The organism is Nostoc sp. ChiQUE01b, from assembly GCF_034531255.1.
Classification (GTDB): domain Bacteria; phylum Cyanobacteriota; class Cyanobacteriia; order Cyanobacteriales; family Nostocaceae; genus Nostoc.
Genome location: NZ_JAVRBM010000031.1, coordinates 1 through 13,814 on the forward strand (window position 1 = coordinate 1; position 13,814 = coordinate 13,814).

At 43.0% G+C, this 13,814-nt stretch carries 7 protein-coding genes; 2 read left to right on the forward strand and 5 right to left on the reverse strand.

Translation table 11 applies throughout. The features are described from left to right. Positions 1-395: 395 nt before the first annotated feature. Positions 396-1,511, reverse strand: coding sequence for an ABC transporter permease (locus tag RMY63_RS20205; RefSeq protein WP_322730417.1), 1,116 nt, complete (start codon positions 1,509-1,511; stop codon positions 396-398). A gap of 144 nt (positions 1,512-1,655) precedes the next feature. Then, on the reverse strand, positions 1,656-2,537 hold the full coding sequence (locus RMY63_RS20210; protein ID WP_322730418.1) for an Npun_R2479 family HD domain-containing metalloprotein: 882 nt from the start codon (positions 2,535-2,537) through the stop codon (positions 1,656-1,658). A gap of 564 nt (positions 2,538-3,101) precedes the next feature. Here RMY63_RS20210 and RMY63_RS20215 point away from each other — a divergent pair. Beyond that, entirely contained in the window at positions 3,102-4,559 is a 1,458-nt protein-coding gene (locus RMY63_RS20215) for an efflux RND transporter periplasmic adaptor subunit (RefSeq protein WP_322730419.1), read from the forward strand. Positions 4,560-4,691: 132 nt separating this feature from the next. After that, a complete protein-coding gene (locus RMY63_RS20220; RefSeq protein ID WP_322730420.1) occupies positions 4,692-7,838 on the forward strand; it encodes an efflux RND transporter permease subunit in 3,147 nt (1,048 codons plus the stop codon). Between the two features lie 203 nt (positions 7,839-8,041). Here the strand turns inward: RMY63_RS20220 and RMY63_RS20225 are convergent, their stop codons facing one another. From RMY63_RS20225 to RMY63_RS20235, 3 genes are all read right to left on the reverse strand, one after another. Then, positions 8,042-9,538, reverse strand: a complete 1,497-nt coding sequence (locus RMY63_RS20225; protein ID WP_322730421.1) for an aldehyde dehydrogenase family protein — start codon at positions 9,536-9,538, stop codon at positions 8,042-8,044. Between the two features lie 109 nt (positions 9,539-9,647). Further along, positions 9,648-10,370, reverse strand: coding sequence for a cyclase family protein (locus RMY63_RS20230; protein WP_322730422.1), 723 nt, complete (start codon positions 10,368-10,370; stop codon positions 9,648-9,650). Positions 10,371-10,745: 375 nt separating this feature from the next. After that, the gene (locus tag RMY63_RS20235; protein ID WP_322730423.1) at positions 10,746-13,583 is read right to left on the reverse strand and encodes a PAS domain-containing protein; all 2,838 of its coding nucleotides are present in this window, start codon (positions 13,581-13,583) and stop codon (positions 10,746-10,748) included. Positions 13,584-13,814: the final 231 nt, after the last annotated feature.

Genomic DNA, 13,814 nt, shown 5'->3' on the forward strand with positions numbered 1-13,814 from the left:
GTGGAATGTTGAAAGTGTCAATCACATCCTCTCGGTTCGTTGTGCTTATCTCAATGGTTTATTAGCTATTTGAGTATTTCTGCCAAAAGTGGATGCTCCCGGCAAAGTCCGCCTTCGCGGACTAATTTTAGCGATCGCATTTGCTATTTCGGCGATCGCATTTACTATTTCGGGGTTCGCATTTGCTATTTCGGGGTTCGCATTTGCTATTTCGGAGTAAGCATTTGTTATTTCGGAGTAAGCATTTGTTATTTCGGAGTAAGCATTTGTTATTTCGGAGTTCGCATTTGCTATTTCAGAGTTCGCATTTGTTACTTCGACGACAGCATTTGTTATTTCAGCGATCGCATTTGTTATATGTTATATCGGCGACACCATTTACTATTATTGAGGGCTTATCTTCTTAAACTACGAGGATCAAGTGCATCTCTTAACCCATCACCAAGTAAGTTGAATGCCAATACTGTGAGGATAATCAGTACAGCCGGCGGCCAGATTAACCAAGGTTGCAGTACCAAAATTGAAGCATTGCTAGCCAGAGATAACATATTCCCCCAAGAGGGGTCTGGTTGTTGAATTCCCAAGCCGATGAGACTTAGTATTGCCTCTGCGCCAATAAAGCTTGGAATTGCAAGGGTAGCAGAGATAACTACATAACTAGCCGTTTGTGGCAAAACGTGACGGATAATTATATAAATTGGGTTCCCGCCCATCGCACGCGCTGCTTGGACAAATTCTCGCTCTTTAATTGATAGTACCTGTCCCCGAATCACCCGTGCTAAACCAGCCCAGCTAATAACTGAAGTAATCACCACAATTAGCAAAAACCGCTGGGTACTACTTAAACCCGCTGGTAAGACTGCGCCCAAAGTCACCAAAAGATAAATACTAGGGAAAGTCATTAGCACTTCTGCCAAGCGCATAATGATGCTATCAGTTACACCGCCGAAATAGCCGGAAATTCCCCCGATGAGCAAACCAAGGGGATAGGTAATAATAACGCCAAAAATCCCGATAAACATACTGATGCGACCGCCATGCAGCAAGCGACTAAATTGGTCGCGGCCTTGGTCATCAGTGCCGAAAATATTGACTTTTGCGCCACTTGTTGTGCCAAATAAATGCCAATTTAAGGGGATACCAGAAAAGATTGTGACTTCATCCCACGTCGGCGGTAGTGGCAAACTCATCTGCAATAATCGGTATTCTGGCCCAGAGACAAATAGACGCAAGGGTGAAGGCTTTTTCGAGTCTACAATGAGTTCGCGATCGCCTGTATCTAAATTGGTATCTCCCTGAGTCGTCGGATAAACATAAGGCCCGGTAAACTGCCCTGATTGAGAAACCCAGTGTATCTTAGTTGGTGGCAGCAGTGAACCATTAGGCTGTGAAGCATAGGGGTCATAAGGAGCTACGAAATCAGCTGCAATTACTCCTATATAGAAAATTAACAGCAAAATTGCCCCAAAGCGTGCCAAAGGATTTTTCTTAAGTCGTCGCCACCAATCCATAATAGTTAGGAGTTATGAGTTAGGAGTTATGAGTTATTAAGTTTTTATCTTAATTCATAACTCATGATTAATAATTTTCAACTCCCACCTCCCAACTTTTGTACAGACGCGATTAATCGCGTCTCTACTCCCAACTCCCAACTCCTAACTCTTAACTGCTAACTTCTCTAAATACCGCTGCTGTTCTTCCTGTTGTTTTTCATGTTCCACAACAAACACGTTTGAGTAGAGATTAGCGAGAATTTGTTTTCCCTGTTGTGTCAATGATAGGTAATGCAGTCCTTCTTGGATATAAGGATAGACGCCATTCCAGTAAAACTTAGCGTAGTTGTTACGCAAATCGGCAGGGGTTTGATAGCCCAAAACTTTATTTACACCAGTTTCTTCAAATTCGTAAAATAAAGAAGTAATTTTCTTCAGGTAACGCGGGTCGCTTAGTTGACCAATCAAATCAGCAGCACGCACTAATCCGGCAAAGCACTTCGTATCTTGATGATCCTCTGCCGCAGGTACGGGAAATCGAGTCAATTCAATATTGCTCTTAATTGCCTCAGCATCTATTAACTTGTGACCTCCAAAACGCTCATCAATAAACAGCTTGGCTCTATCAACATGATACGGTGTCAGACTGGCATCAGAAGCGCCAGCAGCCACAGAAATCATTTTGCCATTTTTACCTGTGGCATATAAGTTTGCTGTTTCTCGGTCTTGTCGGCAAACTCCCTTAACATAACCAATATCATGACTGACTAAAGAAATAATACAATGCAACCAGTCTTCACTAGAAACACCGCCTTCCCTGATGTGTTTGCCACGTAAAATTTCTTGTCCCACCAGGGTGACTAAGACTGTGTGTTCAACATTGTGATAAAGAGCATCACTATTGGCAATGTTTTCCAAAGCCATGTTACCTGCCCAGGCGATAATGTCCTGATAATCATTTTTAAAGCAGCCATAAGTGCGGCGGTAGCCGTCTCGAATTTCATTTACGAAGGCATCAATTAAAATTTCAGTGGCATTGAACATATCTGTTTACTCTGGTAAATACTAATTATTTATTGGTTTGATTTCAAAATTCCATAATCAAGGCCACCCTTGCTGGAATTTAAGGCAATGGAGTTTGCTCCTTTGTAACTCACGTGTAGCTGTAGACGCTAGCTTTATCCATGTCTGAATACACGGCTTCCTGACAACACAAAGGCTTTAGAGAAATGATTTATTACGTATAAAAAATAATTTCCTGGTGTACCAAGGTACATAAATACTTTCGATTCTAATTAGATAAATCTAGATGAACTATATCAGTTTTTCATATCTAAGTATTGGTTGACAGTGATCTAAATACAGATGGTGTGTGACATAGAGTACCTTTATAAGATGAGAGAATTTTTTTATCATAATCTACATAAAATTTATTATTATTTAATACTAGTAATTTCTCTGGTAGAGAATGTTGTATTATATACTATTAAAGAGCAAAGACATTTACGATGAAATGCGTCATAGTTGATATCAAAGTAAATAAACTTCAAGTTTTCTTAAGAAAATACCAAGATTTGGTATGCATAGACAGAAAGTAGAGGTGAAACTGTGAGCGATGAAAGTCTTTCAGAAGTTGAGGTGGAAGAAGCTATAACCTCTGAAGATAGGAGTTTTTTGAGCAAATCAAATCAAAAACAAACCAGGGGGTGGTTGAAGCCATTATTCTTGGGTACTGGTTTAGGAATTGCGATCGCCTTACTTGCAATGAGTGTATTAAATCGTTTTCCATCCCGTCAACAAAGCGCAGTAGCAGATAAAAAAGTTAACTCAGCGATGACAGTTACCATCGCCACAGTAGAAACCGCCCGTGTTGTCCGTACCCTCAAAACTACCGGGACTGTAGCCGCGAGTGATTTAATTCCAGTGTTACCGCAAACAAACGGTTTACAAATTAAAAGCATCCCGGAAAATGTCAAAGAAGGAGCTTTTGTCAAACAAGGTCAAGTGTTGGCAGTATTAGATGATTCCATACTGCAAAGCCAAATTAGCCAAGCAAAAGCAGATGTGGAATCGAAACAAGCAGATGTGGCATCCAAACAAGCAGATGTGGCATCCAAACAAGCCGATTTGGCATCAAATAGAGCAATAGTCCAGCAAAAACAAGCCGATTTAGCTCAAGCTAAGGCGAGGTTAGAGGAAGCAGCCAAAAATTATCAACGCTATCAACAACTTGCTGACTCTGGGACGATTAGCAAACAAGAACTTGATACTCGTTCTTACGCTGTAAAAACTGCCATAGAAGTTGTGAACCTGTCCCAAGAAAATATACGTAGTGCCCAGGCTAATATCGGCAGTGCTCAAGCCAATATTAATAACGCCCAAGCGATCGTCAACAAAGCCAAAGCCGATGTCAAGAGCAGTGCTGCCAAAGTACAACAACTGCAAACTCAGTTGGGACAAACTGTGGTACGTGCGCCGGTTTCGGGAGTAATCGCCGAGAAGCTGGCTAGAGTCGGTGATGTCACTGGTGTACCGCCGCAAACTCAGGTGGGAACGGTGATTGGTGGCACACAAAAGCTATTTTCGATTATCCGAGATGAAAAGTTAGAACTTCAGGCAAAAGTGCCCGAAACTCAACTAACTCAGGTGAAAATTGGCGCATCGGTGCAAGTTACTTCTGATGCCGATCGGCGGGTGCGATCGCAGGGACGAGTCAGGGATATACAACTCCAGCTCAACGATCAAAGACGGGAAGCGACAGTGAAAATTGACTTGCCACCAACAACTTTACTAAAACCAGGAATGTTTGCTAGTGCTGCAATTACTACTGACTCAGGGATGAGAATGGTAGTGCCACAAAAAGCAGTGCAGTCCCAAGCTGACGCAAGTGTAATTGTATTCCTCTTATCGGGTGAAAATACAGTCAGTAGCCAGAAAGTCGAGTTAGGAGATCCTGGTAATAACGATACAGTGGAAATCAAGAGGGGGTTACAGTTAGGCGATCGCGTTGTACTTGATGGTGCAGGCTATCTCAAAGATGGTGATCTGGTTCGAGTTGCAAATTGAAGGGAATGGGGAGTGGGGGAGATGAGGGAGATGAGGGAGATGAGGGAGATGGGGGAGATGGGGACAATAATAACTCCTAACTCTTGACTAATGACTAATGACCAATGACCAATGACAAATGACCAATGACAAATGACCTTTAATATCTCAGCCTGGTCGATTAAAAAACCTGTTCCGACGATAGTTTTATTTTTAATTTTGACAGTAGTGGGTTGGTTCTCCTTCATATCCTTGGGGATTGATACTAACCCAAATATTGATGTGCCAACAGTTTCGATCAAAGTCACCCAACCAGGTGCAGGCCCAACAGAACTAGAATCCCAAGTGACGAAAAAAATTGAAGATGCCGTCGCGGGGTTGGGCAATATCGATTACATGATTTCCACCGTTAGCGATGGGAATTCTAAGACGACAATCAATTTTGTTTTGGGTACAGATAGCGATCGCGCCACCAATGATGTCCGCAATGCGATCGCTCAAATTCGCCAAGATTTACCCCAAGATATTAACGATCCAATTGTGGAACGCCTAGAATTTTCCGGCGGCCCGGTGATTACCTATGCAGTTAAATCAGATCGGCGTTCTGTAGAAGAGTTAAGCAATCTCGTAGACCAAACTATTAGCCGTGCCTTGTTGGGAGTTCGTGGTGTAGCACAAATTCAGCGTGTAGGTGGCGTTGACCGAGAAATTCGGATTAATCTTAATCCAGACCGCTTACAAGCTTTAGCGATCACCGCCACTCAGGTAAACGACCAAATCCGCGCTTTGAACATTAACTTACCTGGCGGACGTGCCGAAGTTGGTGGTAGCGAACAAAGTATCCGTACTTTAGGAAGTGCCACCAGTGTCGATATTTTGAAAACTTACGAAATCGTCTTGCCACAAGGAGGTTCCGTACCTTTATCTAGCCTGGGAACTGTAGAAGATAAATTTGGTGACGTGCGCCAAGCCGCCCGCTTGAATAATCAACCTGTGGTAGCTTTTCAAGTCTTGCGTAGTACTGGCAGCGTTCTGGTGACTGTGGAAGAAGGAGTGAAAGCAGCAGTCAAACAACTAGAAAAAACCCTTCCCCCAGATGTCAAGCTGGATTTAATTTTTACTAGAGCCGATATTGTCCGCCAATCTTACCAAAGCACCATTGATGAATTGATTCAAGCTTCGGTGCTAGCGGTCATCGTTATTTTAGTGTTTTTGCGGGACTGGCGGGCAACATTAATTACGGCTGTTGCCTTACCCTTGTCAATAATTCCCACCTTCGCAGTGCAGCAAGCTCTTGGTTACACCCTCAACAACATGACTTTGTTGGCATTAGCCCTAGCAGTGGGCAATTTGGTCGATGATGCCGTTGTCGAAATTGAAAACATGGAACGCCACATGGCTATGGGCAAGTCAGCTTGGGAAGCTGCTTTTGACTCTGCCGACGAAGTAGGATTAGCGGTAATCGCAAGTTCAGCGACGATTATTGCAGTATTTCTGCCTGTTGCCTTTATGGGTGGGATTCCAGGGCAATTTTTTCAACCATTTGGCGTTACCGTTGCCGTTTCCACAATTTTCTCAACTCTTGTAGCACGGATGGTTACGCCGATGATGGGGGCGTATCTTTTGAGGCAAGAGGGGAGTAGGGAGTGGGGAGTGGGGAGTGGGGGAAGAGGGAGAGCAATAAAATTGTTTAATTTTAAATTTACACTTCCAGGTAGCGGGAAGGGAAGTAGAAAACTTGGAGATGAAAAGCGTCCGGGTTTTCAACCTTATAGATCGCTTTTACAGTGGGCGTTACGCCATAGATTGACAACAATGGCGATCGCTTTAGCTTTCTTTGTTGCCAGTTTGATGCTGGTTCCTTTAATTCCCAAGGGTTTCGTTGATGAAGGCGACTTTGGGATTTCTAACGTATCTATAGAATTACCTCCTGGTTCGACTTTAGAAGACGTTAACAAGGTAGTCACACAAGCGACTGACATCATCCGACAAAACCCAGTAGTTGAACGTGTACTAGCAACCGAAGAAATCAATTCTGCAACCCTTACGATTAATCTCAAATCCAGAGAGGAACGGAATATTTCCCAAAAACAGTTTGAGGAACAAGTACGCCCTGACTTTGAGCAAATACCAGGAGCAAGAATTAGTTTCCAAAGTCAGTCACCAGCTGGCGGTAACAAAGGTTTATCAATTGTCCTCAGAAGTGAAAACCCCCAAGCATTGAATCAAGCTGCTGATGCTTTAGAAAAGCAGATGCGATCCATAGCTGGATTGGTAGAAGTAGCTTCTACTGCAAGTTTGGTAAAACCAGAGATTTTGGTAATTCCTAAACCACAGCGGGCAGCAGATTTGGGGGTGACAGTGCAAGCGATCGCTCGGACTGCTTCCCTTGCAACCATCGGCGATAATGAGGCCAACTTAGCGAAATTTAATTTAAGCGATCGCCAAATCCCGATTCGTGTGCAAATCGATCCGCAAGCGCGGGCTGATATCAACACAATCACAAATCTCCAAGTCCCCAGTCAAAATGGTAGATTGATTCCCCTCATAGCAGTAGCAGATATCCGCTTTGGTAGCGGCCCTGCTACCATCAACCGTTACGATCGCGCCCGTCAAGTTGCTGTAGAAGCCAACTTACAAGGGATTTCTTTAGGAGAGGCAGTCCAGATAATCAACAAACTACCTGTAATGCAAAACTTACCACCCGGAGTAGTACAGCAACCATCAGGAAGCGCCAAAATTATGCAAGACATTTTCGGTCGCTTCGGCGCTGCATTGGGGCTGGCATTAATGTGTATCTATGCAATTCTGGTGCTGCTGTATAACAACTTCCTCCATCCATTATCGATTATGGCAGCCTTACCCTTTTGTTTAGGCGGGGCATTGGTAGCGTTGATGGTTGCTCAAAAACCCTTGGGAATATATGCCCTGATTGGGATTGTGTTGCTGTTGGGGATTGTCACCAAAAACTCGATTCTGTTAGTTGACTATACAATCATCAACATGCAAGAAGGCAAAACCCAACGTCAGGCACTCATTGAATCAGGCATATCACGTCTGCGCCCAATTTTAATGACCTCTTTTGCAACGATCGCCGGTATTTTGCCCTTAGCATTGGGAATTGGCGCGGGTTCTGAAATTCGCCAACCGATGGGAATTGCTATTATGGGCGGTTTTACAACTTCCACTCTGTTGACACTGGTAGTAGTGCCAGTGATATTTAGCTACATTGACAACTTCCAAACTTGGATTATGGATACATTGCGCTATGGCTTTGGTAAGAAACCATCGCGCCCATAATGCCCAATTAATTTTGGATTTTATAATGCTAGGACTTACGCACTGAAGCCTGAAACCTAGATCCCCCCTAGCCCCCCTTAAAAAGCAGGGCTGTTTCATTCCCTAAAAGGCTCTGATTTACAAGCGTTTCAGCAGCAAAGCGGATTGAAATTTAAGGAGGGTTAGGGAGAATCAAACCTTAACCCAAGCATATTTACATAAAACTAACTACGATTATCTATCTGAGCGCGTTGCAAACTTCCAGAGAAGTCAACATAGACACTTTTCCATTCTGTGAAAACATCCAAAGCAGTAGTTCCAGCTTCGCGGTGTCCGTTACCGGTTTGTTTCACACCACCAAAGGGCAAGTGTACCTCTGCTCCAATAGTCGGGCCGTTAATATAAGTGATACCTGCTTCGATGTCGCGCATAGCAGTAAAAGCCCGATTGATATCGCGGGTGTAAACTGAAGAAGAAAGACCATAATTGCTATCGTTGAGAATTGCGATCGCTTCCTCAAAGCAGCTAACCTCAATTAATGCCACCACTGGCCCAAATATCTCTTCACGGGCAACTCGCATATCAGGAGTTACATTATCCAAAATAGTTGGTTGAAAAAAGTAACCGTTTTTTAATGAGCCTTCACTAGCAATTTCCCCACCAATTAAAACCTTTGCTCCTTCCTCACGAGCGATATCCAAATACTTGCTCACTTGTTGGAGTTGCTTTTCATTGACTATCGGGCCAATATCTGTATAAGAGTCAGTGCCAGCACCCAAGCGTAACTTACTGGTACGCTCATAAAGCATAGCGGTAAATTTTTCTTTGATATCACGATGCAAAATCAGCCGACTAGTAGCCGTACACCGTTGCCCAGTTGTCCCAAATGCTCCCCACACTGCACCATCGAGAGCAAGTTCTAAATCGGCATCTTCCATCACCACTTGAGCATTTTTCCCACCCATTTCCAAACAGACACGTTTGTGAGTGCGTCCGCAAGTAGCGCCGACAAAAGCACCCGTTTCTGAAGAACCAGTAAACGATACTAAATCAACATCAGGATGCTCAACTAAAGCTTTCCCCGCCTCTTCTCCCACACCATGCACCAAGTTAATTACTCCTGGTGGTAAACCTGCTTGTTGAAAAATTTCAATCAATTTAGTTGCACAGGCGGAAGTATCTTCAGCAGGTTTGAGAATAACTGTATTGCCACACACCAAGGCTGGCATAGCTTTCCAGCAAGGAATTGCCACCGGGAAATTCCAGGGAGTAATTAAGGCACAAACTCCGATGGGCATCCGCACAGTCATGGCGAATTTATTGGACATTTCCGAGGGTGTGGTTTGCCCAAATAGTCGCCTTCCTTCGCCAGCACTGTAAAAGGCGCAGTCAATACCTTCTTGGACATCTCCCCTAGCTTCCGTCAAGGGTTTACCCATTTCCCGACTGATTAACTGGGCAAGTTCTTCTTTATACTGGAGTAATATTTCCCCAACGCGAAAGATGTATTCTGCCCTCGCAGGGGCCGGGACTTTGCGCCAACTGCGGTAGGCTTTACGGGCGGCAGCTACTGCTGTATCTACATCCTGAACTTGGGAACGGGGAAATGTGGCAACGACTTCGGTTTTGTCAGCAGGGTTGCGACTTTCTAGGGTTTCTTCCTCTCCAGCCCTCAACCATTGACCGTCAATGTAATTGCGGCAAGATAGCGGAGTTGTCATTTTGAAAATCTCCGATGATCCACTGAAACTTGTGTATTAAGTTTGCTTGCTTTCTAGGTTATCCTCAAGTTTAGGAAATTGACGCGATAACCAAATATCGATATAAAAATTAAGGCACTAACGCCAATACCCCCACAGGAGAACCAGAACCACCACGTAATCTCAGAACTGCGATCGCTAGAGTAGTACCTTTAGGTGGCAATTGATCCAAATTTGTCAGATTTTCTAACACAATGCGCGGTTGTTCTAAAACTAAGCGGTTAATCGTAAAACTGTTATCCTGTCCGGGGTCTACACCATGAGTATCAATTCCTACCCCAGCTATTTGCCGTTCATCCAATAAAAATTGAGTCGCATCGCTACCAAATCCTGGAAAGTGGGGAATCCCTTGAGCATCATGATTGAGGAATGCGCTTTTATCCAACCACTTTTTCTGCCAACCAGTATTCAGTATAACTACGCAGCCACCAGAAATTTTACCGTATTCTGCTTCCCAAGCCAAAACATCAGCAACACTCAGGGCATAATCAGGATTAACTGCTGTAGCTTGGCAAACATTTATAACCACCGCAGGTACAACCAAAGACTGGGCTGCGTATTGGTCAATTCCCACAGCAGAACTATGAAAACTGTTAGGGGCGTTGATATGAGTAGCACTATGTTCCCCCAAAGAGAAACGCCGCAGGTAATAGCCATCATTATTTAGTTCAGCCACAGTTTCAAATTCTACTGTGGGATCTCCAGACCATTGGGGAATATCTATGTCAATTACATGACTTAGGTGGATAACGCGTGTGTAGGTGATACTATTTTGACTTTGGGGTTGTATCATCCCAGCCTTTTATTTTATTTGTACTCAGGGATTTTTTTTGTCAGGTGCGTAGGTGCAGTTGATTGTGTACCTTATCTAGGTTGGCTACGCCTACGCAAAGATAGTACTACCATTACAACTTTTTTCAAACTTAATTTCTTATACTTGAAGAAATAATCCCCCCAATTCCTGTAAATTTTAGGTTATTGAGGGGGTTCAAATGTTGCAGCAAAAAGTGAGTTGATCTTAGTTAACAACTATTAGGTTAACTTTTGATTAAGCTGAGATTAAAATTACACATCTCCAGAAATTAAATATGCGTTATCCAGAACCCTTCTAGAGACGTAGCAGTGCTACGTTTCTACGTTTTTTTACTCTATCTCTATTGTGTGATATCTACGTTGAGGGTTCTTGCTTTAGTGGAATTATCACAACAAACTCGGCACCTTCTCCGGGTGCTGAAATACACTGGATCTTTCCACCGTGTTTTTGGACTACAATTTGGTAGCTAATTGATAATCCCATACCTGTACCTTTACCCACAGGTTTTGTAGTGAAGAAGGGGTCAAATAGGCGTTTGCGTACTTCCTCGCTCATGCCGGGACCATTGTCAGCAATTCTAATAATTACATAATCTTCTTGAATGAGGCTGCGAATGTGAATTTGTGGAAAAGTCATTTGTCGTTGGTCATCTGTCTTTTGTTCAGTGTTGTTTACTAATGACATCGGCGCTTCTCTACGCGAACGCCTTCTTGCAGGGTATGACTCTTCCAAAACATCGATCGCATTTGTCAACAGATTCATGAACACCTGATTCATGTGTCCAGCGTGACACATTACTGCTGGTAGGTTGCCGTAGTCTCGGATTACTTGGATTTCGGGATGTCCTGATTTGGCTTTCAGGCGATTTTGCAACAGCAGCAAGGTGCTATCAATACCTTCATGAATATCTACTGGCTTTGTGCCGTCCTCATCAAGGCGAGAGAAATTGCGTAAAGATAGGACAATCTGCCGGATACGTTCGGCTCCCATGTCCATAGAATCCAGGATTTTGGGCAAATCTTGCTTGAGAAAGTCTAAATCAATGGCGTAGATTTGTTGGTCAATCTCTGGTTTTGGTGGGCAATCGTTCTGTTGATAAAGGTCTACCAAGTGCAGCAAATCCTTGGTATATTCACGGGCGTGGCTAATATTGCCGTAAATAAAATTGACGGGATTATTGATTTCGTGGGCAATACCTGCAACCAATTGTCCCAAACTGGACATTTTTTCAGCTTGAATCAGTTGTGCTTGGGTTTGTTGAAGTTCTAGCAGCGCTGCTCCTAGTTGCTGGGCTTTGTCTTGGGCTGTTTGGGCAGCGATACGACTTTGGGTGTAAAGTTTAGCTTGGTCAATAGCGATCGCTAGTTGAACTGTAACTGCTTGTAATAATTCTACTTCGCTGTCCAGCCAAGGGCGAAGGCCACTACAAGAACTACAGCTAAATGTGCCAATTTCCCCAGACTGGGTGTGTACGGGGAGTGACATAAAAGCAGTGAAACCGAAATCTTGCAAAAATTGTTGTGCAGTGCAATCGCTCACAGCCTCAACATCATTAATGCGGATGATTTCTCTGTTCAAAGTTTTGGCTGCGATTAGTTCTATTTCTGCATTAGTTGCTTCTTGCTGGTTAAGCAAACTGGGGAAAAAGGAACTTTTCGCCTCATATACTCTCTCCCAGTAAGGTAAATCAGTGTCTTGCCGATACCAAAAAAAGGCGCAGCGATCGATTTGGAATAAGTTGCGGATCTCCTGCACTGCGGTTTCCACAATGTAATTGAGATCCAAGGAAGCTCGAATCTGGTTAGAAAGACGATTGAGTAGGGCTTCCCGTTGGGCACTTTCTCTTAATGCAACTTCTGCTTGTTTGCGCTCAGTGGTGTCATGGCAAATACCAACAAAGTTTAAAACATTACCATTAGCATCTTTAATAACAGATGAGTTGCTTGTATGCCATCGCCAACTACCATTTTTGTGTTTTACCCGATATTCTATTGCGTCTTGTTTCTCGCTTGTTGTCAAAATTCTTTGAAAATAATTGGCACAAATATGCACATCGTCAGGATGTACAAAGGGAACAAAGGATTTGCCTTCAACTTCTGCAACCTCATGCCCAAAAATCTCAGTCCAGTTAGGAGAAACGTAAGAAAATATCCCTTCAAGTGTCAGGGCGAAAATAATGTTATTGGCGTTTTCGACAATGCTGCGAAACTTGTTATCGCCTTCTATGAATGCTGCTTGGATGTTGTCGCTGGTTTGGCGGACAAGAATTATGATTTGCTGGTCTGGTAATGGTAATAACCTAGCTTCAAAATTATTTTTACCTTCTGGTAGCGCTAAGGTATATTCAAAACTGACTTCATATTGAGTTTCAAGTACTTGATTTATTGCTTGATGGAAGCGATCGCTTACAGCAGTCGGTAAGCATTCTCGCAAACTCTTGCCCTGACACTCCCCTAGTGGAATATCCAGACTCTCCATCAATCCTTGCTTGTAATCCAGAATACTTCCATCAGCATCAAGACGAAAGTACAAATCAGGAAGCACTTGCAAAATTGCTGCAAATTCTGATGTTTTTTGGCGTAACTGTGCTTCAACTGCTTGGCGTTTAGTAATTTCAGCTTGCAGTTGCTCTAATGCTTTTGTTAATTCTGTTGCCCGTTTTTTTTCTGCAATTTTACGTAAGTCACTAGAAAAATTTGTAGATGGTGAACAGATATCTGTTAGGGAAGGTTCACTTATCCCTATCGGCACTTCTGTTAGATCGATACAATAACCTATGTAACCGACAAAGCTACCATCTGCCGCAAATCGTGGCGCGGCTGTATCTAAAATCCAGCGATATTCGCCGTCAGTTCCACGCAGGCGATATTGTCTCTGGAAAGAATCATGCATCGCAAATGCTTTCAGATAGATATCTTCACATCGCTGTCTATCTTCTGGATGGACGCTGCCAGTCCAAATATTGCCTATTTCCTCTTCTCGCGCAGATGCAGACGCGGCTGTTGTTAGATGTGTTCGAGTAAATTTCAGCCAATTAGAATTGAAGTAACAGTACAGTGCATTGCATCCAGACATCCAAATCATCAGAGGAGCAATATCCGCCTGCTGACAAAATACTTTTTCATCCTGTTGTATTTCTTCCTCTTCAACTATGATTTGTTTAACGTAGCTCTGCACCTTTTTAGAAAACACTTTTGCCTGCCTGCTCTGCCTAAATTATTAAGGTAATATGCTGAAAATACAATTTCTTAATACATGGATATAATCTTGTTTATGCCAACCTGTTAACGATTTTAATACGTTATTTATTTTTATATATGCAGCAATTCCTCTTTTGCTGTAAATAAATTGAAAAAAAGCTGAAGTTATCATTAAGATTAATTTCAGCATTTTGTGTGAAATTTAAACTATCTATATATCAGG